Genomic DNA, 25,469 nt, shown 5'->3' with positions numbered 1-25,469 from the left:
CCTCAAAAGCCGCCAAGACGCGGCTGACTGCGATCTTCGCGGGCACAAAGCGCGGCAAGCAGGCGGTCGGTCATGGCCTCGATCAGGTCGCAATGCGCCGGGTCGGCTGCAATGTTATCGCGCTCGTCCGGGTCCTGTTCCAGATCGTACAGGGCGGTTTCGCCGGCCGCATCGCCATGGCCGAGGACCAGCCGGTATTTGCCCAGGGTGATTGCCGTTGTTCCGCGTGTCAGGCGCGCACGGGTACCTTCGCGGAAGGTCGTGATGCTTTCGTGGCCGCTCGCAACGTGATCGTCCAGAAGCGAGCGCCCTTGATGGCGGGGGCGCGGTGGAAGACCGGCCGCGGCGCAAAAGCTAGGGGCGATATCAACCGGGCTGGCATTGGTCGCGGGGCCATCGGGCAAACGACCCGGCCAATTCAGGATGAGGGGCACCTGAAGATCGGAAGAGGTTCGGCCGCCAGCGCTCGCAGTATCCGCGGTCAGAACGATCAACGTGTCGCCGCTCAATTGGCGATCTTCGAGCGCGGACACTAGGTGCCCTACGCCTGTGTCCAGCTTTGCCAGAGCGTCCGCGTTGCGATTTCCAACGATTTGAAATCCAGCGACCAGCAACCAGGGCTGACCCGCCGGGCGCTGCGTATCGATGAAGTCGATTGAACTGTCCGAAACCCAATTGTTGAAGCCAGAACCTTCGGGAAGGGCCGCCAATGCGGCGACCAGAGACGGATCGGGTTGTTGCTCATCAGGGTTGCCCTGGGTCGGGAAAAGGCGGTCATGGGTATCGGGGTCACGGGATTTCAACGACGCGATATAGGCGTTCTGCCGGGCACGATGCGCCGGACCGTGCGCCCAGTTCCAGACCCGGAAGCCGTCCGCATCGCGTCGTGCTTCGGTACGCCACCCGGCGACCGGGGCAAGATGGCTTGAACCGACCAGACCGCAATCATATCCCGCATTGGCCAGAACCTGGGAAACCAGTTCTTCGCGCAACGGCAAGACTGCCCCATCCGCCCAAAGTCCGTGGGATTGGGGCCAGCGCCCCGTCATCAGCGTCGCACGGACCGGGCCAGAGCGCGGATCGGGTAAATCGCAGTCGAAGCTGCGGCCCGTTGCAGCAAGGGCCGACAGCGCAGGGGTTACCGCCCCGAACTCTGTCAGGTCCTGCGCGTTCAGTCCGCGACAGACGATCAGCAACAGGTTCGGACGGTTAATCGTCGGCATCTCGGCCCCTTGAAATCATCTGTCGGAAGCGGTTCAGTTCCTGGCCGATCAGGCGCGCCTGCTTTCGGTGCCTGAAAGCGCGTTGCGAAAGGTTTGCGTCTTGATATCGCTTTCAATCCGCCAGGTCAGTAATCGTCCCACAAGTTGGTTTTTCTTGTCCACGCATTCAGGGTCGTCCCATCGATTGCGCCGCTCACCGGGGTCGCTCGAAAGATCGAAGAGCTGTCCTTCGTCGCTGTCGATAAAATGGACCAACTTCCAATCTCCGACGAGGACCATGGAAATAAAGGCGGTGCCGGTCAGGATGGCGTCGCTCGCATGCTCTGCAAATACACAGTCACGCCGTGGTGGCGGCGTGTCCCGGAAATAGGGGCACAAGGATTGCGCTTCCATCCAGCTGGGAGGTTCGACACCGCCTAACTCGAGGATTGTCGGTCCGAGATCCATCAGCGACACAAGATCGCTGATTCTGCGCCCGGCCGGAATGCCTGGACCCCAGAGAATGGCAGGCACATGCACCGATTGCTCATACATGTTCCACTTCTGGGAATGGCCGTGATCGTTCAGACAATCGCCGTGGTCCGATGAAAAGATGATAATCGTGTTTTCCAGAACGCCGCGCCGCTCCAGCGCTTCGACAATCTGTCCGACCTGCTCATCGATCATAGTGACGTTTGCATAATAATGCGCCCTCTGGCGCCGCATCTGCTCGTCTGTCGGATTTTCAAGATGGACCACCGCATCATGGTCATTGTCAAGGTGGTTGCGGCGGAGTTCCCTGATCGGCTTTGGCTGGCTGTCCAGATCGTAGTCGCGGATCGGCATCGGCAGTTCCCGGTCTTCGTAGCGATCAAGATAGGATTGCAACGGGTCATACGGGGGATGAGGACCGGGTATTCCGACTTGCAGGAAGAACGGCTCTTCGCCTGTATAGCGGTCCAACCACATGCAGGCCGTCTGCGGTACAAAAACATCAGGGTGCAGGTTCTTGGGCAACTCCCAGATAAAGGATCCAAGGCGTTCTGAGTAATCCGGGAGATGTCTGTAGGTTTGCCGGCTGGGTTTTTCATAGCCTTGCGACCAGATCGCCTTGTCCCAGTTGTCCAGATAGAATGGCAGGTTGGGATGCGCCCGATCCTTGTTTTCGGTGACATGGCGTTCGTGAAACCCGAAAGCGCCCTCAACCGGCCAGGTATGCATTTTGCCGACATTGACGCAGTGATAACCGGTCGAGTTCAGGGACTGCACCCAACAGTAATTCCAGGCCTCGTCGTTGCGAAAGACGCCATTGGTGTGCGGATACGTTCCCGAGAACAGGGATGCGCGCGATGGGCTGCATGATGGTGCGGTGACATATGTACGATCAAAACTCGTGCCTTCATTGACCAACCGGTCCAGATTGGGCGTATCGACATGCGGAAAGCCAAGAGCGCGGATTGAATCGTAGCGCTGTTGATCGGTCAGAATGAAGACGATGTTCGGGCGATCACTCATGTTCGGACTATCCTTTAACGGCACCACTCAGAGAGTGCACGATGTAACGGTTGGCTACAATCATCACGGGGATCGTCGGCAATGTGACGCAGATTGACGCTACGGCGATGGAACCCCAGTCGACGCTGTCGAATGAAATGAAATTCATGATCGACACAGGTGCCGTCACCGTATCGCGCCGGGTAATGACAAGTGCGTAGAAGAAGTCATTCCAGGCAATCAGAAAGCTCAGAATTGCAGCCGCTACCGCGCCGGGCCGGGCCGCGGGCAGGGCCACGAAAAACAGCGCCTTGCCAAGCGATGCCCCATCCATCAGCGCGCTTTCGATCAATTCGTCCGGGATCTGGGAAAAGGTCGTCCACATTGACCAGACCACCAGTGGCATCGTCAGCGTCATGTAAGCGATGGTCAGACCGGTATAGGTGTCGATCAGGCCCGTGTTTACATAGACCAGGAACATGGGGATGACGAAGCCGACCGGCGGTGCCATCCTCAGTAGCAGAAGCATCCAGGAGGCACCGAACTTTCCCTGCATGCGGCTCTTGGCCAATGAAAATCCGGCAGGAATTCCGACCAGCATCGAAAGGGCGGTCGAAGCGCCCGCGGCGATGAGACTGTTCAGAAAGGCCCGCGGGAAGTCCGAGCGGAAGATCGACCCGAAGTTGGAGAACGTAAGCTCCGTCGGCGAGTCCCAGATCGGCTCGAACAGGGCAGTGGCCGGCCGTAGCGAAAGGATCAGCACCCAAAGTACCGGAACAAGGGCGAACGCCAGAAAGGTCAGCATCATCAGGATGCCAAACGACTTCTTGAGGCGAAATGCAACGCTGGGATCACGCATCGGTTAGCCTTGTGTTCATGCGGGCCACGTAGAAGCTGACGATGGCGGCAAATACGAACAGGAATACTGCAATCGTGGCTCCATAAGCCACGTTGGAATTCTGGAATGTCTGCACATAGGCATAGAAGTTCGTCACCTGGGTCGACCGGCCCGGCCCGCCTTTGGTCATCACGAAAATCAGCGGAAAGTGTTTGAGCGAATCAATGAAGCGGAACAATGTGACCATCAACAGCGCAGGCATCAGCAACGGCAGGGTGATATAAAAGAAGGTCTGGATGCGCGAGGCACCGTCCAGCGCTGCTGCCTCGTCCAGATCGTCCGAAATTCCGTTCAATGCCGCCAGGATCAGCAACATGACAAAGGGGTAGGTTGCCCATGTGTCGGCAATGACTATGGCGGCGATTGCCCCGTTTTGGGTTGTCAGCATTGCCGGAACGGTCATCCCGAAGATGTCGAAAAAGGCGTTGATCGGGGATAGCGTCGGCGTGAACAGGGACAGCCAGACCAGCGCGACGGCGATGTGCGGAACTGCGTAGGGGATGAGGAACAACCCTCGTGCCAGTTTCCAGTTCGATACGATCTTTTGCAGGCCGACGGCAATGGCAGTTCCAAGCAAGACCTGGAAAGCAACACCGAAGCCACTGAGCGCGGCGAGGACATAGACGGAATTCACAAAGCGCCGGTCGTCCCAAAGGCGCAGGAAGTTGTCGATCCCGAAGTTGCCGCTCCAGCCGTTGATCAGATTGTAATCTGTCAGGGACAGGCCGAACATGCCGACCAGAGGAACAATGGCGAATGCCGCGACCGCTAAAAGTGCGGGCAGCAGCATTCGCACATAGCCATTCTCCAAATCGGCTGTTGCTTTGTGTAAATTTGCCATGACGCCATTTCCCGGTTGTGGGATCAGGGGCGGCCGCTAGTGCCGCCCCCCATAGAGACAAATGAAACCGGGCTTAAAGCCCCATGATGGTGTTCATCTCGTCCTGCGCCATCTGCAGTGCCTCCTCAGGCGACATCAGCCCGTTGAGCGCGCCATTGATGTTTTCGCCCACCGCCGATCCAATTTCGACCCAGTTCGGCAAAAGCGGACGGTAATGCCCGATGGCCAGGTTCAGCGCCTCGACGCGAACTTTCAGCAGGTCGGGCTGAAATGCTCCGTATTTCCCTGCAACATCGGCATCGTCGGCCAGCGAGCCGTTGACGAAATCCACAAACGGTTCGTTCAGAGTGATCTTGCGCACGGTCTCGGTGCTGGTCGCCCAGCTGATGAACCGGGCTGCTGCGTCGGCGTTGCTCGAACTTGAGGGTATGCCCAGCCCGTGCACCGCTATCGCGGGTGAGCGGCCTGCAGGCCCCCCGGGCGGCAGAGCAATGCCCATATTCTCGGCGAATTTGCTTTTCGCCGGATCAATGAGCTGACTGACGACGCCGGTACCCTCTACGGTCATGGCAATCTTGCCGTTTTGCATGCCCGCGATGATTTCCGGAAAGTTGAATGTTCCGGCACCCTCCGGCCCGTAGTCGTTGAGAAGCTTGATATAGATTTTCAGAGCTTCCAGCGTCTCGGGCGAATTGATCGCAGGGGTCAGGTCCTGATTGGTATAGTCCGCAAAGAACTTGCCGCCATAGGCCCGCATGATCATCGGGAAAATGAACATGTTGAAGCCCTGGCCGGGCGCCGCACGCAGAGCGATGGCGGCCACGTCGTCGGAATGAACAGCCGCCGCGACATCGAGCATTTGCTCCCAGGTATCGGGCACGGATTTTCCGGCCGCCTCCAGCAGATCCTTGCGATAGGTCAACATGCCCGTGCCGGCGCTGAACGGCATGCCCCAGTAATCGCCCTTGAACAGGTATGTATCCAGCGGACCGGCAAGGATATCATCCTTTCCGGCCATTTCGGGCAGGTAATCCGTCATCGGTGCCAGCCAGCCGGCGGCAATCCATTTCTGCATCTGGATCGCAGGTGTGTGGACAACATCGATGTCGCTGCTTCCTCCGGTAAACGAAAGATTGATCCGGCTTTCGAAGACATCCTGACCGACGACGTCGACATTTGCGCGGATGCCGGTTTCAGCCTCGAAATCGCCTGCAATATTCTTCAGGCCGTTGGTGTAAGGATGCCCGAACAACATGACATTGATTTCGGTGGTTTGGGCGCGCAATTGCGTCGGTGCAGCCAGCGCCGCCGCGGTTGCGGCCAGCCCCTGTAGTGTGCTTCTTCTTGTCAGTTTCATTGTAGTCTCCTCCCTGGGTTGTTTTGGTTCTCTGTGATCCGTTGTCAGTGCCGGTCCTACATTGCTGAGGATTGAGCCAGACTGACGTATTTTTGCGCCTGCGGGTCAAATTCTGCGGAAATCCTGGCGCAAAGCCGCTCTCTCGTCTCTGAAAGGCGCTCGCGATACCGTTCGGCCAACCTCGCTTGGTCACCGTCGGGGCAGACCTTGTCGGCGATTGAGATCAAGTGCAGGAATTCGCCATCCGGGCGCGTGACTGCTGTGGCAAAGCGTCGGATACCCTGGTGATTGGGCGCGTCATCAGCCGCGACCTCGATGCCAGCGGCGCTCTTGATCAACGCGCGCGCGTCCGCCTCGCTCAACATCCGCATGCGGCGAACGCCATCGAACTCGGTTGTATAGAACCCTTCGAGGAAAAAGCGATCGACCAGTTCGTTTTCCGGAACCTGAGCGAGATAAAGCTGCGAAAGCGCATCAAGTTCGTAAAGACCCCGGCGAAATCCTACCTTCGCGCGGATCTGGACATCCGGATTCGGGTGAGGTTTACAGGACAGCCAAAGCAATTCGTTCCCGGCAACCACTACGCCTTCGGCAGACACGCCGAGGTCGTGGGCCAGAGAAGTGATTTCCCGCTCGAGAAACTCACGATACTGCTCGGACATGGGAACCGTCCGCTCCAGCCGAAAATTGGGGACACAGTATTTCTCGCTGGTGCGGAACACATAACCGCGCTCCGACAGTGCTTGAACGATGCGGTTCAAAGTGGCCGGCGCGATCCCGCAATCGCGCGCAATCTCGACTTGCTTGACCGGGCGCGATCCAGCCGCCATCAGGTATTCGAGTACCTGCAAAGTTCTCTCAGTCGGGACGGACGTCAATTTCTTCAATCCTCCATATATGGAATATTGTTTATCACAATTGGAATTTATTGTCAATTATTTGATGATCTCCCTGTGGCAGTGAGCCGACATATCGGCCTTGAGCAGGGCTGAGCGGCGCTGAAATTGCCGCACTAAAATAGCTGCCGAAACAGTGTCCGGGGACGTTCGCTTTTCCCCTGCATCAGTTCGCGAGGCAGGCCGGTAACACATTGTGAAGTCGACGGATCTGGGCTTTACGTAACCTTGTTCCAAAGACGTAAAAAAGGGGGAACGAAAGAGACCTGAATCCGTCGCGCTTATTTCGGTGCGCGTGCACCAGAAGAGATCGGGATATTGCCAGGCACCTGGATATTAAGTCGGATAGCGGGATGGGACCTGTCAGACAAATCTGCTCAGAAGGGGCCGGGTGCGGCGACCTTCTGCAGAAGCGAACCGGTCATGCTGTGACAATCTCGGTTCGGGAGGTGGTGATTTCCGCTTCGACGAAATCTGGAGAAGGCGTCATCCTGGCACCAAACTCACGCGCCAGGTTGCGCATCTGAACATTGTCGTTACGGAAATACAACTTCATCCTCTCAAGTCCAAGTAACGAGCCGCACACCAGAAGCGTCGCCATCAATATTCTGCCAATGGCATGGTGCTGGTAGGCCGTTTCGACGGACAGTGCGATCTCGCAATCGCGACTTTTCCGGATCTCAATAAACTCCGCGGCTCCGCGTAATACTCCGTCCACATAGACGCCGAAAAGCAGCGTTTCGCTCCATCCCAACCTGTCGACGTGTCTTTGTATCCCTGAATCTGTCAGGGTTGCGTTAAATCGCGCACGCCGGTCTTCCGATGACAAACGTAACAGATGAGCGCCATAGGCACGGATGTCAGCAGGCCCCAGTCCACGAACAAAGACCGAGGTTCCATCGGTGTGAGTGAAGATCACACCCTTTCCGGATCGTCTGAAAGGGCGGTAATCCGGGAGACTGTCAGCGGTACGCATTCCCCGGCATTCCTTTGTCGCCCGCGGATGGCGGGATTGTTTGGGCAGACCCAATGGCTGCATCTGGCGCAATCAGGATTATGGTCCGGCTGATGTCCCCGGTCCCTGGAGAGGTGTCACACTCGCCTGCCTGTCCGCTCGACATCAATCGCTGTGCATAGTTTGGGATGTCGCTGCGTTCGATACCGATCTCGGCGAGTTGTTTGTCTCCAAACCCACTCAAGACCTGCATCATTCTCGCGCTCTGCATTACTTGCAGAACCGTCTGACATGTCCTGCCAACTGCGCGCAGTCCGACGAGGGCAGCGTCGAAGAGGTGAAACCCATCGCCTCGGGGCGGATTTATATGTGCTTTGGTCATCGCGAGTGTCCCCCGGACGCCATCCGTGCAGCTTCAGCGGCAATTCGCGGAATGTCGCATCGAGCGATGGATATGTCGGCGAGTTCGCGATCTGAACAGTGCGTCAATTCGTGGAAAGTTGTCTGGTAGACCTCCCGCCGGTGCGCCCATTCATGGTACCGTCCGGCCATGTCCTGGACGGCCGACGACCATCGCCTTGCATCCTGCCGCGGAAGTTCGGAAAGTATTGACTCGTGTGCCATGACACGCTCCTTGCCTGTGGACGCACCTTGCGGGGCGCCGTTGTCCCTCCCGTTTCGTAGACCTGTTTTGCGTCGGCACTTGCCAGCCTGACGCGCGCCGAACCGATCGCCGTTTTTGACGGCCGGCTCCTCCCAGCAGAGTTTTTGCGACTGCAATGCCGCACTGCAATAAAGATGGGCCGATCAGAGCTGGATGTGAAGATACCGATTTGGTATGGCAGCCATGCGCAATCTGCAATCTGCATTGTCCGCATGCCCACCGGCCGTTGTCGCTTCTTCGATGGGCTGCTGGGCGCTGGAATGGATGATCCTGCCAAATATGTGCGAATCCACCGCTTGCGCCCAGACACCCGCCTTGCGTTTGACGGGGCAGATCGCGGGGATGGGAGAACGGGCGGATTGGGCCGGACCGGGAGCGATGCGGGCGTAGTTGCGCCTTTGCCAGTGTTATGGCGGTATCTCGGTTTGAATTCTTTTGGGCGAACGGGACCGTCTTGACGAATTCAGGTCGGTCGGTTACCAGATGAGAGGCCGCTGACGCCTGCCATCCGCTGACAATTCTGTCTTGGTAAAGTTCTGCATGACACTGTCTTTGTAGTCCTCCACGTCTTTCGCGCGGATGGTAATGCGGGTTCCCGTTCTTAATCTTGCGCGACCTTTGCACGAGGAGTACGGGGCCATGTCCGACACCCCAGCTAATACGTTTCTTGATGGACCTTTGGGGTTCACTTATTTCAAGACAGCGCTTCCGATCATTTTCGTGACAGAAATGAGTGGGCTGCTGGCTGTCGCTGATGCTTTGTTTTTGGGTTACTATGTTGGACCGGATGCCCTGGCTGCGGTCACACTTATGTTTCCAATCTATATGCTGATCGTTGCGCTTGCTACTTTGGTATCCAGCGGCATGTCTAGTCTGTTGGCCCGCTACCTCGGCGGCAATCGTCTGGCCGAAGCTCGTGGCGTATTTGCAGGCGCACATGGTTTGGCACTGGCACTTGGGGCTGTACTGATCCTGCTTTTCCTGCTTTTCGGTCCGACAGTCGTCACATTGGCTGCGAGTGGGTCAGAAGACCTGGCGCAGATGGGGCTGGTTTATCTGCGGATCACAGTGTTGTTTTCACCGCTCCTGTTCTTGTTGTCTGTCAATTCAGACACCTTGCGAAATGAAGGACGGGTCGGTTTCATGGCTGTGATGAGCCTGCTGGTTTCGCTGGCAAATATCGGGTTCAACTATGTGCTGATTGCACTGCTGGATATGGGTGTCGCTGGATCAGCATACGGCACGGCGATGGCGCAGGTGCTCGCCTTTGCGATCATCGTGGCATTTCGGATTCGAGGATCAACCGAGTTGCGCATGTCAGCACTTGTTCAGCATAGCTTGACCCATTCATGGGGTCGCATGCTTGCCCTGGGGGCCCCGCAAAGCCTGAACTTTATTGGCATAGCACTTGTGTCTGCCGCGATCATGGCTGCGCTGCAAATTGTCCACAGCCCAATCTATGAAAGCACAGTTTCAGCTTACGGCATCATCACACGGGTTATGACCTTTGTCTTTTTACCGCTTCTGGGCCTGTCCCAAGCGATGCAGACGATCACCGGGAACAACTTTGGGGCGGGGCGGTGGCAACGGTCGAACAGCAGTCTGAAGATCGCGGTATGCGCGGCTTTTGTTTACTGCGCCTCCATACAACTTGTATTGACAGTCTTTTCTGCGCAGATTGGGCAGGCTTTTGTGGATGATCTTATCGTCGTTGCAGAGGTCGCCCGCATCCTGCCTATCATTGTCGTTTTATTTTTCGTGGCTGGCCCACTCATGATGATCGCAACCTATTTTCAGGCAATTGGAGACGCAGGCCGCGCCGCTCTTTTGGGCTTTTCCAAGCCCTATTTGTTCGCACTCCCGCTGACCTTTATTTTAACGTTCACCATAGGAGAGATTGGCATCTGGACCGCTGGCCCAGCCGCAGAAATGATGTTGCTTATTCTGACCGGCGCGGTGCTGGCGCGCACAGCACAGCGCCAATCGTTGCGTTGGGGCGTATTGCATGGGATTTCGGAGGAAACTCCATGAGCCAACCTCTTCCAACTGCGGCCGAGGCCAAAGCATCCGCCAAGCGCCTGCGCACACAACTTGCCGAACATGGAACAAAAATTGGCCATGCAAATGCACTTGAACTGGTGGCGCACGCCTACAGTTTTCGGGACTGGAACACATTTCATGCAGCAATAAAAAACCATCCACCCGACGGTTGGACACCGGGTGGACGGGTGCAGGGCTCTTATTTGTCACAACCATTTACGGCCAGTGTCGTTGGCGCAGAAATGCGGCGTCCCGGATGGTTTTGTCTGACACTGGATCTGGATGAAGCTGTGGACGTTGTGACATTTGATAGCTTCTCAAACTTCCGGAAGCGCATCCGGGGTATCGTTGGTCCCAATGGAACATCGCGCGAGAGAACATCTGACAGCTTGCCACATCTGAAAATTGACATCTGTTTAGTAACCGAGGTGTTTTCCAGCCGGTCCATATGCGATGGAATTCGTGGGCGCTAAAAGTCGTTTCGAAAGCAGACATTGCCGGGAATTGTCCGATGGCAACGCACCTTCAATAGAGCTGACGCTCTAACTTTTCCGATGAAGGTCCGCACAAAGCTCCGCAGCAACGATTCAGTCACGGAGCCGATCAGTTTTCTGCGCTACGATCACTCCATCTGCCTGCGCTTCATGCAGCGTCTGCTAGAAGCCGCAGGCCGGTGGTTTGATCGAACAGGTGCAGATGCTCGGTGCCGGGTTTCAGGTGGACAGTTTCGCCGGGCCGGACACTGAGGCGCTTCTGGAAGGTTGCGGTGAGCTCGTGTTTGCCCTTGCGCAGCACCAGCTCGGTCTGCGAGCCGGTGGGTTCGACGACCACCACTTCGGCGTGAATGCTGTCGCCCGAGGCCTCCGATTGCAAAGTGAAGCTTTCCGGCCGGATACCGAGTTGAACCGGGCCGGTGGCGTGATAGCACGACAATGCGTCGAGCTGCAGGGTGTCGCCATCTTCGAACCGGACAGGCTGACCGGCGCTGGCTGGCATTTCAGCGTCGAGGAAATTCATCGCCGGTGATCCGAGAAAGGAGCCGACGAATTTGTTGACCGGATTATCATACAGATCGAGCGGTGCGCCGACCTGTTCGATATGACCGTCCTTCAGCACGACAATACGGTCGGCCATGGTCATGGCTTCGATCTGGTCGTGGGTGACATAGACAATGGTGGTTTTCAGGCGCTGATGCAGTTCCTTGATTTCCGCACGCATTTTGACACGCAGCTTGGCGTCAAGGTTTGACAGTGGTTCGTCGAACAAAAACACTTCCGGCTTGCGGACAATGGCCCGGCCCATCGCCACACGCTGACGCTGGCCGCCGGACAGTTGCTTGGGAAACCGGTCGAGATAGGGCGACAGGCCGAGAATGTCGGAAGCGCGTTCCACCTTGGTTTTCTGCTCGCTGTCGGTTTCACCGCGCAGGCGCAACGAAAAACTCATATTCTGCGCCGAGGTCATATGCGGATACAGCGCATAGGACTGAAACACCATGGAGATGCCGCGATCCCGTGCCGGCGTGTCGTTGACGATTCTGTCGTCGATTGAAATGTCGCCGCCGCTGATCGGTTCCAGCCCCGCGATCATGCGCAGCAGTGTTGATTTTCCACATCCTGAGGGACCGACCAGCACGACAAATTCGCCATCATCGATCTGCAGCGAAATGTCAGGAATGATCGTTACCGGTCCGAACGCCTTTTTCACATGTTCAAGAGCTACATTTGCCATCACGATCTCCACTTCTGGCCATCTCGGCTGACGGGTCAGTCAGGCGAGGAAAATTCAAAATCAAGTTGTGACGTCCAGATCTGTCCGGGATGCAGCAAATCGCCGGATTTGCTGGTGCCGTCATCCTGGCGGTCACTGGTCGCCGGTTCAATTGCCACGATGTTACGCCCTGGCCGGGGATCAGCCCAGATCTGCACATAGGGAAGCCGGTCGGTCTGCGTTGTGATTTCGGCCTGAAAGCCGGGCCAGTGTCCGTTACTGCGACGTTTGAGAATGGTTCTGGCCGTGTCCGGTCCGGCCACGGCATGGCAGGCAAAACGCGGTTTCAGCTCGGTGGCGGTTTTATCAGGCAGGCCAACAGTCAGCACCTCAATGTCATCAATTTCAACAGAAGTGTTCTGGCCAACAGCAGGAAAGCCGAAATTGATGTGGTAAAGCATTGCCAGTTCCTGCGGTCGCAGCCCGATATTTTCGATCCGGTCAAGAATGCGAAACGTGGCCCCGCCAACCGGCGCCTCAATTCTGCGGGTCAGGCGATAAGACGATTTTGAAAGATGCGATACTGTCACCTCTCCTTCGCAGAACAGATGCGGCACCGCGGCGTCCCAATTCTCGCCATAGCTGGTGATGCGGGCCGGTGTCAGCGGCAGGTTGCCATGCAAAGGATGGCCGTTTGCCGGCTGGCGCATATGTTCAGCCCCGCAACTCACCATAAAGCCAGACAGGGCGCGCTCGATTCCGGTTCCCTGATCGGCATTGGGGTGATGCAGCGCCGGTGCCAGATAGCCGCTGGGGTGCTGCCAGGCGGCAGCCATGCCACGCCACCATAGCGGTCCGATATCCAGTGAGCGATCACTGAGAACCCAGAAATCGAGACCGCCACCGGTGGAAAATGCCATCGCCCTCAGACCGGTTTCCGGCCCGTCATCCAGCACGATCTTGCGCACGGATGCGAACTGGCGCAAATCGCCGGTATAGGATTTAAGTTGATCCCTGGCGGGTAATTGATGAAGGGTCACGGTGTTGCCGCAGCACCTGAATTTGTCAGGCCAAGCCGGTCAAATGCTTCGGCCGGTGCATCGACACCTGCCATCAGACGGGACATCATTTCCGCCAGGCGGGTCTCGATAGCCGGATCGTCGATCGGGTTGTTCTGGCCCGGATCGTTTTGCAGATCAAACAACACTGTCGTGTCCTCGAGTAGTGTTCCGGGCCCGTAGACCTCATACATCGGCGAGCGTGCCGTGACCGGAACTTTCAACAAAGGCGAACCTTTGGTGAATGCCATGGCCGGTTCAAGTTGCGCTTGTGCCAGTTCCTCCGGGGAGAAGAAATCAAAGATATGGGTCGGCATCAGCGTATATTGATTGATCTCCTGGGTTGCCAGATCCGGCGGATAGCGATGATAGGTGTGGTGTCCGTCGGTGATATTGACTGCACCGCCGAAATAGCCATACAGCACCGCCTCGCGCTTTGAGGGTGATCCGTCGATCAGCGGCAGCAGGGAATTGGACTGCATCTCGGCAGGCTCGGTTGCGCCATGCAGATCAATGAATGTGGCCGCCATATCAGATGTCTGGGTCAGCGCGTCGCAGCGCGAGCCGGCTTTGTCAGCGCGCCGCGGATCATGCACAAATAGCGGGATATGGGCAATTTCCTCATAGATGTTCATGCGGTTCTTGGCCCAGAAATCATGTTCCCCGAGCAGAAATCCGTGGTCAGTGGTGACCACAAGTGCAGTATCCTCCCACAGGTTCTTGGCGTCGAATTCATCCAGCAGGCGGCCGAGCTGATGATCGCAGAGCGCCACCGTGGCATAGTAATTGGCGCGCAATTCTTCGCATTCCTCGGGCAGGTCATCGACCCGGCCATAGCGCGGCCAATCCAGAATCGGGCCTTCATAATCGGTTTTGAAGTTTTCCCTGAAGCGGGCAGGGGCGTAGAACGGTTCGTGGGGGTCGAATGTTTCAATCTGGACGAGCCAGTTATCGGCCTCGGCGTTCTGCTGCAGAAAAGCGAGCCCCGCATCAAACACCTGGACCGAGGGAAACTCTGCCTCTTCGCGGATGAATTCGCGGTTGATCATGTTCTGGGATTTGTAGTTGCGGCGCTGTTTTGAAAAATTGTGGTCGTGATATTTCTCGCGCAGCCGCTCCCAATGCGGTTGCACCATGGCCTTCCACGGATCGCCTTCCTGACCGCGAATGAATTCATAGCTGTCATAGCGGTTGTGATAGGTCGCGCCACCATCTTCCCAATAGTGGAAATGATCGGTGATCAGATGGCTATACGTGTCTTTCTCAGCGGCCAGAATTTCCGGGAAGGCATTGTCGAACGGTTCCATCGGCCCCCAGCTGCGATGCAGAAAGCTGAGGCGGCCCGTCAGCATGTCGCGGCGCGCCGGCATGCAGGGCATGGAGCCGACATAGTGCTTGTCGAATGTCACCGAGCGTTTGGCAAGCCTGTCGAAATTCGGCGTTGGAATGCGGGTGCCGCCATAGGGCGAGAGCAGGTGCCGGTTCAGACTGTCGAACAGAACAAAGACGGTTTTCATGATTGTTTCCTATTTGACTGCGCCGGATGTCAGGCCGCGTACGATGAAGCGCTGGGCCACCAGCAGCAGAACCACCGCCGGAATGATCGACAGGGTTGATGCGGCGGCCATTTCTGTGAAGGCAATGGTATTTTCCTGGGCGTATTTGCCGATGCCGAGCGGCACTGTCGCGGTCTGACGCTGTGTCAGGCTGAGCGCCACCGCAAATTCGTTCCAGCTGAAAATGAAACTCAGAATACCTGTGGCGGCGAGGCCGGGACGCACAATCGGAATGATGACAAAGCGCAGAATTTCCGGCGTGGTGGCGCCGTCAATCTCGGCAGCTTCAACCATTTCTCTGGGCACATCCCGCACGAACACGCCCATCATCCACAAGGCCATCGGCAGATTGAGTGTTGTGTGAGCCAGGATGATGCCAAACAGGGTATTATCGAGGCCGACTGTACGGAACATTGTGAACCAGGCACCGGCCAGAGTGATCGGCGGCACCATATGAAACACCACCGACCAGCCGAGCAGGGTGTGAATGACCCAGGACGGCCAGCGCATCCGATACAGTGAATAGGCCGCCAGAGTGGCAATGGTGAGCACAAGAGCAGTGCTGCTCAGCCCGATGATCAACGAATTCTTGAAATTGCGGATAAAATCGGACGTCCCGGAAAACAGCACATCGATGTAACCCTGCAGATTGGGGACGAAGAAGAATTTGCCGAGCAGCAGATCGATCTGTGTTTTCAGGCTTGCCGCCACGATCCACAAAAACGGAAACAGGACGATGATCGAAAACAGGATCAGCAGCGTGTGGCTGGCGATGGTCCGCCGGTTACTCATGCCGCTTCTCCCTTCTTTCGCGCCAGCCGGGAGGCAATGGCAATCAACAGGGCAATGACGGTAAAGGTGGCTATAGAGACCGCCGAACCATAACCTGCCTGATCTTCGGTGAAGAAACGCCGGTAGATCGTGAAACTGATCACTTCTGTCGAAGTGCCGGGGCCGCCGCCGGTGAGAAGGTAGACTTCATCGAACACTTTGAAGGCGAGGATCATTCTGAAGATGAACGTCACCACAATGGTCGGGAACATCAGCGGCAGCGTGATGCTGCGCAAAGTCTGCCAGGCGCTTGCTCCGTCGATTTTCGCGGCTTCGTAGATATCCTCCGGCAGGCTTTCCAGACCGGCCAGCAACAACAGAAAACAGAACGGTGTCCAGTGCCAGATATCGACAACAATCACGGACGCCAGCGCATAGGTGGAATCGCCAAGCCAGTCCACCGGGTTGACTCCAAAGAAAATCATCACCTGATTGAACACGCCGAAATCGAAACTGTAGAGCAATTTCCAGATTGCACCGATGATGATGCCGGGTACCAGGATTGGCAGGATGAATATTGTGCGGTAAAACAGCCGGCCGCGGGTGATAGATGTTGTCAGCAGCGCCAGGCCGAACCCCAGAAGCATCTGAATGCCGACGGCGACAATCGCGAAAATGGTGGTGTTCCAGATGCCGGCATGAAACAGGGTGTCGTCAAACAGCTTGCGGTAATTGCGCAGCCCGACCCATTCCCAGATTGCTTCACGGTTGACCCATTCCACTTCGTTGAAGCTCAACACCAGCAGATTGATCATCGGCAGAACGGTCAATAACAGGAACAGGATAACGGCCGGAGACAGGGTCGCATAACGCCAGAATTTGTCCGTTGACATCATAGCTCGGCTTTCCATCTCAACTGCGGGTCACCGCCCGGCAATGCGCCGGGCGGCCCTTCGTGGTCGGCTCGGGGGGAGGCGACCACAGAACCTCGGAGATTGGTCCTATTTGAGATCCTCAAGGACGGGCGCATCGTAGCCTGAATCCGTCATGATTTTGTGGATTTCAGCTGCCGCCATGTTGAGTGCTTCTTTCAGTTCCAACTCGCCGGAAATTGCCTGATTGAAGCGCAATTCGGTGACCGCCAGAACCTGAGAGGCTTCCGGGATGACAAAGGTCAGCTGTGCCGTGGGGAGCGCAGCAGCCAGAGCCTTCATGTAGCGGTATTCCGGCTTGTCAGCCATCGCCGAGGTCATGACCTTTTTGGAAACGGGCGGTGAGCCAGCTTCTGCATAGGCGATCTGAGCCTCGTCAGTCTGGAACCAGCCCAGGAAGGCCAGCGCGGCCTGCTTGCGGTCATCGGGGATGTTCTTCGGAATCCCGCCAAGCCAGTGGCCCAGACCGGGGGACGATGGATAATCTTCAGTCCGTGGCGGAGCTGTATAATCGACATTGCCGACAACCGCCGATTTGGACGGATCGTCAAACAGGGCCGGTGCGGGGACACCCATGATGTGGCCGGCTCGTCCGGTTGACATGTTTTGGATGACATTGGTCTGGGTCTGACCTGCCGTTGAAGGATGTCCGGCATTTTTGGCAATCTTGAGATACATCTCCATGCCGGCCAGCGTTCCCGGGCTGTTGATTGTGATGGTATAATCACCGGTTTTCTGACTGGCGAATACACCGCCGCCATGGCTCAGAATATAGGGAAACACGTCAAAGGTGACATCGAAAGCACCGCGCTGGCCGCGCTGTGACATGCCATAGATTTTGGGCGGATTGTGCAATGCCTGGGCATTTGCATACAATTCATCCCAGGTTTCCGGAACGCTCAGTCCCTTTTCCTTGTAGAGATCGGCGCGGTAGTGGAGAATTGGAATGAAGGGATTGATCGGTATGCTGAGAAGATCACCATTCTCACGGTCAATGCGTTTCGTGTCGGAATTCCAATACGGGGAATCATCAAACGTATAAATGTCCGGGCTCAGTGAGAACGAGCTGTCGATTTCGTTGAGCGGCTGCATAAAGCCGCCGGTGTAGAATTCGACGAAAAATCCGGCATTCATGATGAGAATGTCAAATGGGCTTTCATCGGCACGCACAGCGGTGCGCTGCTTTTCCAGACTGCCGGCAAACGGATTGATGTCGAGTTCGACCTTGTTGCCGGTCTCTTCGACGTATTTTTCGACGACGGCCTGAAACCCGGGGAACCAGGGCGATTGATTGATGACGATTGTGATGGGCGCTTCTGCGGCGCGGGCAGGGCCGGCGCCAAAGCTTGTCAGGGCCACAGCCGACAAGGCGGTTGCCATGAAAGCACGACGTGTCGCAGCACGCCAGAACTGGCGGTAAATCATTCGGTTTTTCCTCCCAATTAAACCACAGTGCTTTGCATCGAGGTTGGTCTCGAGGGAAAACACGCGGTGACAAAACTAGGAAACCATCGAATTAACAATTCCACAAATGATTATAATTCGGTCTGCCATAGCTCTTGGCTATGTTTCAGGGTGTGGTTGATAGGGTCGGACTTTTATCGCAGAGATTGCGGACCGGGCGGTTGGGAGCAATTCCGCTCAAAAGGTTCACCCGGAAACCCCTTCAGCTCAGTTTTTCGGATTTTCGGCAGCGATACGCCGCACCACATCGGCAACAAAATTGACGGCTGGTGAGACGAGGATGGGTTTTCTGAAAATCAGCCCGGCGCCTCTGACCACTTCGACGGCCGGGACATCCAGCAGGACGATGCCCTGGCCATCCTCGGATGTGAGGATCGACATGGTGGTATAGGTGATGGCGTCGGAGCGGCGGATCAGCGACAACATGAAGCCCAGCGAATCCGACACTGTCACGCGCTTTGGCAGTTTCAGCCCGTGAGTCAGAAGAAAGGCGTCTAGCTTCTTGCGCGCCAGGGTTGGAGCCGGGGGCAGCACCCACTGATAGTCCTGAAGTTCTGTCAGGGTTATGTTTTTGCGGTCCTGCAGCGCATGGCCGGCACGGGCACAGATACACAGCCGGTCTTCGGTCAACTGCTCGGCACGGAATTCAGGCTCCGGCCCGCGCAAGGGCAATTCGGCAAGGACAAAGTCCAGATGTCCGGCCGACAATGCCTTTAGCAGGGCCTCGTCAAACCCTCCGCTGACGTTGATCGTGATGTCTGGCCGTTCCCGCAAGACAAGAGCGATGGCCTCGGGCAGCAGGCGGCGCAACCAGGACGGACCGGCCCCGATCCGCACATTGCCGACATTGCCGCTGCGGATGCCTTTCAGATCATCGACAGCCGTTGTGACCTGAACTTCGACATGTCTGGCATGCTCCAGCAGTTTTTCGCCATATATGGTCAGTTTAACGCCGCGCGGCAGGCGTTCAAACAACTGCACATCCAGCTGCCGTTCAAGATATTTGATGCTTTTCGACAAGGTCGGCTGGGCAATGTTCAGCTTCTCGGCCGCCCGTGTGACGTTGCCCTCTTCAACAACGCGGAGAAAATAACTGATTTGACGCAGATCCAACCGAGCGGTCCTCCGAAGTGCAAAATGCCGTGCAGTGTGATAGCTTCAGGCTATCGCAACGTCAATTGGGATTGATCATAGGACTTGTCCGGGCTCCGACTACGCGCCCGCCGGGTTGCCCCGGAACCGCCTGTGCCTGGCTTGAGCTGAAGCTATTTGCGAAAGGAGTTTGCTGCCTCGTCAATACTGGCGGCAATCGTTTTGTAGAAATTCTGAAACTCATCAATGCGCGCAGTGATGTCCGTCTGCTCTGCGGCAAGGGCATCGGCAGTCCGGCCAATCAGAGCCTCGGCTTTGCGCGCCCGTGCGGCCGCATTTTTCAAGAGCATTTCATATGGGTTTTCGGCGAGCTGGAAATAATCCTGACGGTCGCCGGCAATTCCGAGCCGTTCGATAAAACCCCGTTCCTCCAGCATCCGGGCATTGGTGCTGATGCTGCCGCGGCTGACATTGAGTTCTCTGGCCAATTCACCGAATGAACGTGGCTTACCGTCAAACACCATCAGTCCCATCAAGCGCCCTGCAATGCGGGGCATACCTTCGCCCTGGGCCACCAGACCGATTTGCTCGATGAATTGTTCTCTGATTTTGGCAAACTCGCGCGACATGACTTCACTCCAAACAACCAACTTCATTTAGCGTGAGCAGTTCATTCAGTCAATACTGAATAAAATGATTGACGCTGGTTTTCCGGTTTTGTATAGAGCGTTCAATTATGACTGAACACTGATATCTGCTACCAATTCAGTCCGGGACACCCTATTGGCGGTCCCTTTCGGCAAAATAGTGAAAGCTTTGGTCATGAGACATCAATTATGCGCCTGTGCCGCCGTGCTGACGCTTTGCGGCGCATTTGGTGTTTTCGGCACGCCGGCATTTTCCCAGCAGGCAAGCTCGCAAAAAATCTCAACTGTCACAGTTGCCAGGGTGGAACTGGGAGAAATCATCGGACGGGTGCCGATTTCCGGAACAAGCGTCGCGCGCGAAGAGGTTCTGATTTATCCGGAAATCAACGGATTTCTTATCGAATCTCTGACTGTCGAAGTCGGTGATAGCGTCAGGACAGGGGACAGTCTGGTCGTGCTGTCGAACAGTACTCTTACAGTTCAGGTCGCCCAGGCCGCGGCGGAATTGACAAGGGCAGAAGCCGCGATCGAACAGGCCAGAAGCGGAATTGATACAGCTCAGGCGTCAAAAGTGCAGGCCGATGCTGCGCTCGACAGGGCGCAACAATTGCGCAAGTCCGGCAGCACCAGTCAGGCGGCACTGGATCAGGCCCTGGCGGCGGCACAAACGGCCGATGCTCAATTGTCTTCAGCACAGGGCGGGCTGGCGGTGGCGATGGCGCAACGCCAACAGGCGCAGGCGCAACTGGATATTGCGAACCTCAATCTGTCGCGTGCCGAAATCGCAGCTCCGACAGACGGTCTGGTCTCCGAACGCAACGGACAGATTGGCGCAATTGCATCATCCAGCGGCGAACCGATCTACAAAATTATCCGCGACGGCATTGTTGAAGTTGAAGCGGAAGTGATTGAAACCGCGCTCGGCCAGATTGAAACCGGTGATGCGGCAGAATTGGATATAGCAGGTGCCGGTTCGGTGCGTGGAATAATCAGACGCATTTCACCGACGGTTGATCCGGCAACACGGCTGGGAACCATAAGAATTGAGATGACCGAGGCACCCGGTCTTCGCACCGGTCTTTTTGCCGGCGGCTGGATTGTGACGGCGCAGCGCATCTCTGCAACCGTGCCGGCGACTGCGATTCTGACCGACAAGTCCGGCACTTATGTGCTTGCGGTCAAGAACGACACGGTCAGTAAAACCCCTGTTGTCGCCGGTCTGATCTGGGAAAACAGACGCGAAATCATCAGTGGTCTGCAACCGGACGAGCTTGTGATTGCCAGGGCAGGGGCGTTCTTTACCGATGGCGACGTCATCAAACCGGTCTTTGCCGAAGATGCCGCAAATGCGGAAGCAGCCCGATGAACCTGTCAGCCTGGGCCATCCACAAGCCGGTTCCATCGATTGCGCTGTTTCTGGTGCTGGTCATTGTCGGGCTTGTCAGCTTTGGCCGGCTGCCTGTCACCCAGTTCCCCAATATTGATATTCCGATCATCACCATCGGCATCGGCCAGCCCGGCGCAGCACCGTCGGAAATTGCCTCGCAACTGGCAAAGCCGATTGAAAGCGCGGTATCTGATGTGGCCGGTGTCAAGCATGTCACCACAAATGCAACTGACGGATCTGCCAGTATCACGATAGAATTTGCCCTGGAGACTGACAGCACCCAAGCGTTGAATGATATCAAGGACGCAGTCGCCAATGTGCGCGGCGATCTTCCGGAAAACATAACCGAACCGTTGATCAAGCGTCTCGATGTGACTGGAATGCCGATCCTCACCTATGCGGTGTCCGATCCCACCACTTCAATTGAGGAACTGTCCTATTTTGTCGATGAGATTGTCGCCCGCGAACTGACCACAGTTTCAGGTGTGGGGAAAGTCTCGCGGATCGGCGGTGGTGACCGGGCGATCCAGGTGGATCTTGATCCTGATCGTCTTCTCGCCCTTGGGCTGACTGCAGCGGAGGTGAATAATCAGCTGCGCCAGATCAATATTGATCTTGGCGGCGGCAGCGGCAACCTCGCCGGTCAGGAATATAGCATCAGGGCGCTTGGCGGTGCCGACACGATCGAGCAATTGGCGGCGACACCGCTTACGCTGAGTTCCGGCACCACCGTCCGCCTTGACCAGATCGGCAAGGTTTTTGATGGCTCGACCGCGGCCAGTTCGTTTGCGCTTTCCGATGGCCAGCCGGTTGTCGCCTTTGGCGTGTTTCGCGCAACCGGCGCCAGTGACCTTGTGGCCGGCGACAACGCAAAGCAGCGCCTGGAGCAGATCATTGAAGTCTATCCCAATGTCAGTTTTACACTGATCGATGATGCAACGATCTACACCGGAGGAAATTATACCAGCGCCATGACAACCCTTTATGAGGGTGCGGCACTGGCAATCATTGTGGTGTTTTTGTTCCTGCGCAATTGGCGCGCCACCATCATCACTGCAGTTGCCTTGCCGCTCTCGGTAATTCCTACTTTCATCGTCATGGACTGGCTGGGCTTCTCGCTTAACACGGTCAGCCTGCTGGGCATCACACTCGTCACCGGCATACTGGTGGATGATGCGATTGTGGAAATCGAAAACATTGTGCGTCACATTCAGATGGGCAAACCGGCCTATGAGGCCTCGGAAGAGGCGGCCGATGAAATCGGCATGACCGTGATTGCCATCAGCTTCACCATTGTCGCCGTGTTTGCGCCGGTCAGCTTCATGAGCGGGATTGCCGGTCAGTATTTTAAACAATTCGGTCTCACCGTTGCAGTGGCTGTTCTGTTCTCGCTGCTGGTGGCGCGTCTGATCACCCCGATGATGGCGGCATATTTCCTTAAAGACGGCATTGAGCCGGAGCAGGAGAGCGACGGTTTCATCATGCGCCGCTATATGCGGGTGCTGGCCTGGACCCTGCGCCACCGCGCCATTACGCTTTTCCTTGGTATCCTGATTTTCGCAGCCTCGCTGTTTTCCGCCACTTTGTTGCCGACCGAGTTTGTTCCCGCCTCCGACACCGGACGTACCAGCGTCTCGCTGGAATTACCGCCCGGTTCAACCTTGAGCGAAACCCGTGTTGCGGCACGGGATGTGTCCGCTTTGGTGGCAAAAATCCCGGACGTCCGGAATGTTTTTGTCGATGGCAGCCAAGGAGACACCAAAGCCACCATTGTCGTCAATTACGGCCAAAAAGATGAGCGCGCGCGCAGCTCGGATGAGATCACCGCCGATATTGAGGCGGCGCTGGCCGATGTGCCTGACGTGCGGCTGAAAGTGCTGAATGAAAATGGCGCGCGCGACATTTCAATCAGCGTGCTGGGTGACAGCGAAGAGGCTGCCGCAGAGGCCGCCCGGAAACTGGCGGTGCAGATGAATAATCTGCCATCGGTTGAAAATGCCTCGACCACCGCGTCGCTGGTGCGGCCTGAAATCCAGATTACGCCGAAGCCCGAACTGGCAGCGGAACTGGGCGTGACGGCGTCAGCCCTGGCGAGCACCATCCGCATTGCGACGATTGGTGATACCGGCGGAAATCTGGCCAAATTCAACACCGGCGAGCGACAATTGCCGATCATTGTGCGGATGGAAGAAGAGGTGCGCAACGATTTGTTTCAGATGGCCGGACAACGCATTCCAAGCACCAAGGGAAAACCCGTTCCGCTTGGCGTTGTCGCCGATGTGAAACTGTCAACCGGACCCAGCTCAATCGAGCGCTATGACCGGCGCTATCGTACCACGGTCGAGGCCGACCTCGCCGGGGGAGTGTTACTGGGGCCAGCCACGGAAGCCATCAACAAACTGGAAATCGCCAATAACATGCCGCCTGGAACATCCATCCAGAGCGCAGGTGATGCTGAGGTGATGGGCGAAATCTTTACCCAGTTCGGCCTGGCCATGGGGGCCGGCATTCTGCTGGTCTATGTGGTGCTGGTTCTGCTGTTCTCCAGCTTCATGACGCCGGTCACCATTTTGCTGTCGCTGCCGCTGGCGATTGGCGGTGCGATTTTCGCGCTGTACCTCAACGGTTCGGCAATCGGCCTGTCTGTCGTCATCGGCTTCCTGATGCTGATGGGTATTGTCACCAAAAATGCAATTATGCTGGTCGAATTCGCCCTGGAAGCCATGAACAAGGGCGTCGAACGCGACACGGCGATGCTGGACGCCGGGCACAAACGCGCCCGGCCGATTGTCATGACCACAATTGCGATGACAGCCGGCATGGTGCCCAGCGCCCTGGCCATTGGAACGGGCGGCGAATTCCGCGCGCCGATGGCAGTCGCCGTTATTGGCGGCCTGCTGTTATCAACGGTCCTGTCGCTGCTGTTCGTGCCTTCGGTGTTCAGTGTCATCAACGGTCTGAAAACCCGGCTGCGCCGCGGGCTGGTGACAGTTCTTGGCGCCAACCAGCCTGCCCGGTGAGACGGGCTGGCGTTGACAGCTATTTTGTGTGGGCCGCGCCATCAGACCTAAGGCATATCTCGGCGGCCGGTTCGGCCTTTGATCCTATTTCCAGAATCCGGCTGACTTCTTATCATTTACGACATGGTTCGGCCGATGCATGCAATTCCGAGAATTTCGTCGTGGTACACATCTTGTGGGGGAAGGGAAATGCTGAGGATCCGCAAATGTCGGCGAAGTCCCGCAGATCCGATATTGAACCAAACCAATTTCGGTTTTTTGGTAAGCGTCCGTTCTCGCCCAGAAAGCTGATCACAAAATCAATCCTCTCAACGAACTCATGCCTTGGCGCTAGGCCGCCCAAGCAGCGTAACAGATCGGGTTTTTCGGACGCTTGCATTCAAACAGGCAAAAGCGGCAACCCAAAAGGCAGACCAAAAGGATCGCGCAATGAGCTTGGTACCAGTTCACGATTGATCGAAAGGGCGAACATCTTCGCGGCGGTTGTTGTCAGCTACTGCAGAGTTGGGCAAGGCGTCTTGGGGCCATCTGACGGTATGCCGAGTCCCTTCAGGGGATCTCCCGACCCTTGCGGTGCACACGGAAACGGAACCGTCGTTCCCTGGGCCGGAATGCGCCGCTTCTTACCTGTTGGCGATTCAGCCATATTGGCGCACACTAGCGATCCGTCAGGCTGTGTTTGCACCGTGCCGCCAACTTGTTCGCAGGCCCTAGCATCCACTTTAGACACAGCAGTTGAGGTGTTCGACTTCGCGGAATTCCAATCTTTCTGTTGGGCAAAGCCATTGCCGGCAAAGACCAGCAAAAAAGCGAATGAAAGGTTAGAAATCAGTTTCAGCTTCATGGAATCCAAGCTCCAGATGAACCCTACTTGGTGAGGAGACCATAGTCCGGATTGCCTGCCGAGGCAATTATGAGGGAGATGCTGATGACCTTTTGGAAGCTGTGGCGAGTTCAAAACAGCTTATCTGTCCCTGCCGACACGACACAAACGCAGTCTTGCCAATATCAACTGGTCGTTTTCTCCGGACGCTTGCGTCTCTCGAAACGCGGCCCCGTTTGAGCCAGGCATAGAGCCGTAGGTGCAGCGCTTGCGGACAATCCTTACAGAGTAAGCGGCCAATTGATGTTTGAATCGCTGGCTGATTTACATCAGATTCTTGCTTGGGATAGCGCAATTTTCTGAGTGTCACTCCGATCAATCCATTCACCACCGTGCGGTCTGCGCCCGGTGTCAGATTTGAAATCCCAGCGCCGAGTCTGCATAGCGATGTTCGGAAATCGGTAGCTGTCAGCGTGTAGAGAGTTCGGCGTCCACGCGAATAGGCCGTGCGCGCCACATTGCGGATCGAGCCGCGTACGGCATCGAATGCCGTCAGGCACTCGGTTTCTGACAAGGCCCTCTTTCCAGATATCAACAACGCTCCCGCCTCAATAAGGAACGGCACCTGGTACATGCCATCAACCGGGCGCTCGCCATGGAGA

General features: G+C 56.6%; 23 protein-coding genes. 5 read left to right on the top strand and 18 right to left on the bottom strand.

All coding sequences use genetic code 11. From position 1 onward, the window contains the following. Positions 1 to 2: 2 nt before the first annotated feature. The 8 genes from RAL88_RS03380 to RAL88_RS03345 form a co-directional block, all read right to left on the bottom strand. Positions 3 to 1,223 (bottom strand): sulfatase, encoded by a 1,221-nt coding sequence (locus RAL88_RS03380; RefSeq protein WP_306267309.1) that lies wholly within the window; start codon positions 1,221 to 1,223, stop codon positions 3 to 5. A gap of 48 nt (positions 1,224 to 1,271) precedes the next feature. Next, the gene (locus RAL88_RS03375) at positions 1,272 to 2,717 is read right to left on the bottom strand and encodes a sulfatase (RefSeq protein WP_306267307.1); all 1,446 of its coding nucleotides are present in this window, start codon (positions 2,715 to 2,717) and stop codon (positions 1,272 to 1,274) included. Between the two features lie 7 nt (positions 2,718 to 2,724). Next, positions 2,725 to 3,555: a carbohydrate ABC transporter permease gene (locus RAL88_RS03370; protein ID WP_306267305.1), complete on the bottom strand. Its 831-nt coding sequence runs from the start codon at positions 3,553 to 3,555 to the stop codon at positions 2,725 to 2,727. Next, the gene (locus tag RAL88_RS03365) at positions 3,548 to 4,435 is read right to left on the bottom strand and encodes a carbohydrate ABC transporter permease (RefSeq protein WP_306267304.1); all 888 of its coding nucleotides are present in this window, start codon (positions 4,433 to 4,435) and stop codon (positions 3,548 to 3,550) included. The genes RAL88_RS03370 and RAL88_RS03365 overlap by 8 nt, the downstream gene beginning before the upstream one ends. A 73-nt stretch (positions 4,436 to 4,508) precedes the next feature. Next, on the bottom strand, positions 4,509 to 5,792 hold the full coding sequence (locus RAL88_RS03360; RefSeq protein WP_306267302.1) for a sugar ABC transporter substrate-binding protein: 1,284 nt from the start codon (positions 5,790 to 5,792) through the stop codon (positions 4,509 to 4,511). Between the two features lie 56 nt (positions 5,793 to 5,848). Beyond that, positions 5,849 to 6,643 carry a MarR family transcriptional regulator gene (locus RAL88_RS03355; protein ID WP_306267300.1) on the bottom strand — a complete coding sequence of 265 codons (795 nt, stop codon included), beginning with the start codon at positions 6,641 to 6,643 and terminating at the stop codon, positions 5,849 to 5,851. 466 nt (positions 6,644 to 7,109) lie between these two features. After that, positions 7,110 to 7,664 (bottom strand): GNAT family N-acetyltransferase, encoded by a 555-nt coding sequence (locus RAL88_RS03350; RefSeq protein ID WP_306267298.1) that lies wholly within the window; start codon positions 7,662 to 7,664, stop codon positions 7,110 to 7,112. Between the two features lie 357 nt (positions 7,665 to 8,021). Beyond that, positions 8,022 to 8,195 carry a DUF1127 domain-containing protein gene (locus tag RAL88_RS03345; protein WP_306269575.1) on the bottom strand — a complete coding sequence of 58 codons (174 nt, stop codon included), beginning with the start codon at positions 8,193 to 8,195 and terminating at the stop codon, positions 8,022 to 8,024. Positions 8,196 to 8,490: 295 nt separating this feature from the next. Here RAL88_RS03345 and RAL88_RS03340 point away from each other — a divergent pair, with 295 nt between their 5' ends. From RAL88_RS03340 to RAL88_RS03330, 3 genes are all read left to right on the top strand, one after another. Beyond that, positions 8,491 to 8,697 carry a hypothetical protein gene (locus tag RAL88_RS03340; RefSeq protein WP_306267297.1) on the top strand — a complete coding sequence of 69 codons (207 nt, stop codon included), beginning with the start codon at positions 8,491 to 8,493 and terminating at the stop codon, positions 8,695 to 8,697. A 249-nt stretch (positions 8,698 to 8,946) separates the two neighbouring features. Beyond that, positions 8,947 to 10,338 (top strand): MATE family efflux transporter, encoded by a 1,392-nt coding sequence (locus RAL88_RS03335; protein ID WP_306267295.1) that lies wholly within the window; start codon positions 8,947 to 8,949, stop codon positions 10,336 to 10,338. Beyond that, entirely contained in the window at positions 10,335 to 10,820 is a 486-nt protein-coding gene (locus tag RAL88_RS03330; protein ID WP_306267294.1) for a glyoxalase superfamily protein, read from the top strand. The genes RAL88_RS03335 and RAL88_RS03330 overlap by 4 nt, the downstream gene beginning before the upstream one ends. Positions 10,821 to 10,989: 169 nt before the next feature. Here RAL88_RS03330 and RAL88_RS03325 read toward each other — a convergent pair whose 3' ends face one another. From RAL88_RS03325 to RAL88_RS03290, 8 genes are all read right to left on the bottom strand, one after another. Continuing rightward, positions 10,990 to 12,078, bottom strand: coding sequence for an ABC transporter ATP-binding protein (locus RAL88_RS03325; protein WP_306267293.1), 1,089 nt, complete (start codon positions 12,076 to 12,078; stop codon positions 10,990 to 10,992). 35 nt (positions 12,079 to 12,113) lie between these two features. After that, entirely contained in the window at positions 12,114 to 13,013 is a 900-nt protein-coding gene (locus RAL88_RS03320) for a DUF4432 family protein (RefSeq protein ID WP_371932140.1), read from the bottom strand. Between the two features lie 80 nt (positions 13,014 to 13,093). After that, complete coding sequence (locus RAL88_RS03315; RefSeq protein WP_306267290.1) at positions 13,094 to 14,632, bottom strand: sulfatase; 1,539 nt, start codon at positions 14,630 to 14,632, stop codon at positions 13,094 to 13,096. Between the two features lie 9 nt (positions 14,633 to 14,641). Then, on the bottom strand, positions 14,642 to 15,463 hold the full coding sequence (locus RAL88_RS03310; RefSeq protein ID WP_306267288.1) for a carbohydrate ABC transporter permease: 822 nt from the start codon (positions 15,461 to 15,463) through the stop codon (positions 14,642 to 14,644). Next, complete coding sequence (locus tag RAL88_RS03305; RefSeq protein ID WP_306267286.1) at positions 15,460 to 16,335, bottom strand: carbohydrate ABC transporter permease; 876 nt, start codon at positions 16,333 to 16,335, stop codon at positions 15,460 to 15,462. Before RAL88_RS03305 ends, RAL88_RS03310 begins: the two co-directional genes overlap by 4 nt. A 108-nt stretch (positions 16,336 to 16,443) precedes the next feature. Further along, positions 16,444 to 17,799, bottom strand: coding sequence for an ABC transporter substrate-binding protein (locus RAL88_RS03300; protein WP_306267284.1), 1,356 nt, complete (start codon positions 17,797 to 17,799; stop codon positions 16,444 to 16,446). A 246-nt stretch (positions 17,800 to 18,045) separates the two neighbouring features. Then, on the bottom strand, positions 18,046 to 18,951 hold the full coding sequence (locus RAL88_RS03295) for a LysR family transcriptional regulator (protein ID WP_306267282.1): 906 nt from the start codon (positions 18,949 to 18,951) through the stop codon (positions 18,046 to 18,048). Between the two features lie 152 nt (positions 18,952 to 19,103). Then, positions 19,104 to 19,559 (bottom strand): GbsR/MarR family transcriptional regulator, encoded by a 456-nt coding sequence (locus RAL88_RS03290; RefSeq protein ID WP_306267281.1) that lies wholly within the window; start codon positions 19,557 to 19,559, stop codon positions 19,104 to 19,106. Between the two features lie 193 nt (positions 19,560 to 19,752). Between RAL88_RS03290 and RAL88_RS03285 the strand changes: the two genes are divergently transcribed. Continuing rightward, on the top strand, positions 19,753 to 20,943 hold the full coding sequence (locus tag RAL88_RS03285) for an efflux RND transporter periplasmic adaptor subunit (protein ID WP_306267280.1): 1,191 nt from the start codon (positions 19,753 to 19,755) through the stop codon (positions 20,941 to 20,943). Next, positions 20,940 to 23,984, top strand: a complete 3,045-nt coding sequence (locus RAL88_RS03280) for an efflux RND transporter permease subunit (protein ID WP_306267279.1) — start codon at positions 20,940 to 20,942, stop codon at positions 23,982 to 23,984. Before RAL88_RS03285 ends, RAL88_RS03280 begins: the two co-directional genes overlap by 4 nt. A 493-nt stretch (positions 23,985 to 24,477) precedes the next feature. Here RAL88_RS03280 and RAL88_RS03275 read toward each other — a convergent pair whose 3' ends face one another. Next, on the bottom strand, positions 24,478 to 24,828 hold the full coding sequence (locus RAL88_RS03275; protein ID WP_306267277.1) for a hypothetical protein: 351 nt from the start codon (positions 24,826 to 24,828) through the stop codon (positions 24,478 to 24,480). 67 nt (positions 24,829 to 24,895) lie between these two features. Continuing rightward, entirely contained in the window at positions 24,896 to 25,441 is a 546-nt protein-coding gene (locus RAL88_RS03270; protein ID WP_306269574.1) for a DUF1488 family protein, read from the bottom strand. Positions 25,442 to 25,469: the final 28 nt, after the last annotated feature.

Origin of the sequence: Pararhizobium sp. IMCC3301, from assembly GCF_030758315.1 — a bacterium.
Lineage (GTDB): Bacteria > Pseudomonadota > Alphaproteobacteria > Rhizobiales.
The sequence above is the reverse complement of the archived record's forward strand: the minus strand, read 5'-3'. Positions and strand labels throughout refer to the sequence as shown.

Bases quoted from the DNA above. Each gene is read 5' to 3' on its own strand.
- RAL88_RS03380 (WP_306267309.1), bottom strand. From the start codon at position 1,223: ATGCCGACGATTAACCGTCCGAACCTGTTGCTGATCGTCTGTCGCGGA.
- RAL88_RS03375 (WP_306267307.1), bottom strand. From the start codon at position 2,717: ATGAGTGATCGCCCGAACATCGTCTTCATTCTGACCGATCAACAGCGC.
- RAL88_RS03370 (WP_306267305.1), bottom strand. From the start codon at position 3,555: ATGCGTGATCCCAGCGTTGCATTTCGCCTCAAGAAGTCGTTTGGCATC.
- RAL88_RS03365 (WP_306267304.1), bottom strand. From the start codon at position 4,435: ATGGCAAATTTACACAAAGCAACAGCCGATTTGGAGAATGGCTATGTG.
- RAL88_RS03360 (WP_306267302.1), bottom strand. From the start codon at position 5,792: ATGAAACTGACAAGAAGAAGCACACTACAGGGGCTGGCCGCAACCGCG.
- RAL88_RS03350 (WP_306267298.1), bottom strand. From the start codon at position 7,664: ATGCGTACCGCTGACAGTCTCCCGGATTACCGCCCTTTCAGACGATCC.
- RAL88_RS03345 (WP_306269575.1), bottom strand. From the start codon at position 8,195: ATGGCCGGACGGTACCATGAATGGGCGCACCGGCGGGAGGTCTACCAG.
- RAL88_RS03340 (WP_306267297.1), top strand. From the start codon at position 8,491: ATGCGCAATCTGCAATCTGCATTGTCCGCATGCCCACCGGCCGTTGTC.
- RAL88_RS03335 (WP_306267295.1), top strand. From the start codon at position 8,947: ATGTCCGACACCCCAGCTAATACGTTTCTTGATGGACCTTTGGGGTTC.
- RAL88_RS03330 (WP_306267294.1), top strand. From the start codon at position 10,335: ATGAGCCAACCTCTTCCAACTGCGGCCGAGGCCAAAGCATCCGCCAAG.
- RAL88_RS03325 (WP_306267293.1), bottom strand. From the start codon at position 12,078: ATGGCAAATGTAGCTCTTGAACATGTGAAAAAGGCGTTCGGACCGGTA.
- RAL88_RS03315 (WP_306267290.1), bottom strand. From the start codon at position 14,632: ATGAAAACCGTCTTTGTTCTGTTCGACAGTCTGAACCGGCACCTGCTC.
- RAL88_RS03310 (WP_306267288.1), bottom strand. From the start codon at position 15,463: ATGAGTAACCGGCGGACCATCGCCAGCCACACGCTGCTGATCCTGTTT.
- RAL88_RS03305 (WP_306267286.1), bottom strand. From the start codon at position 16,335: ATGTCAACGGACAAATTCTGGCGTTATGCGACCCTGTCTCCGGCCGTT.
- RAL88_RS03300 (WP_306267284.1), bottom strand. From the start codon at position 17,799: ATGATTTACCGCCAGTTCTGGCGTGCTGCGACACGTCGTGCTTTCATG.
- RAL88_RS03290 (WP_306267281.1), bottom strand. From the start codon at position 19,559: ATGTCGCGCGAGTTTGCCAAAATCAGAGAACAATTCATCGAGCAAATC.
- RAL88_RS03285 (WP_306267280.1), top strand. From the start codon at position 19,753: ATGAGACATCAATTATGCGCCTGTGCCGCCGTGCTGACGCTTTGCGGC.
- RAL88_RS03280 (WP_306267279.1), top strand. From the start codon at position 20,940: ATGAACCTGTCAGCCTGGGCCATCCACAAGCCGGTTCCATCGATTGCG.
- RAL88_RS03275 (WP_306267277.1), bottom strand. From the start codon at position 24,828: ATGAAGCTGAAACTGATTTCTAACCTTTCATTCGCTTTTTTGCTGGTC.
- RAL88_RS03270 (WP_306269574.1), bottom strand. From the start codon at position 25,441: ATGTACCAGGTGCCGTTCCTTATTGAGGCGGGAGCGTTGTTGATATCT.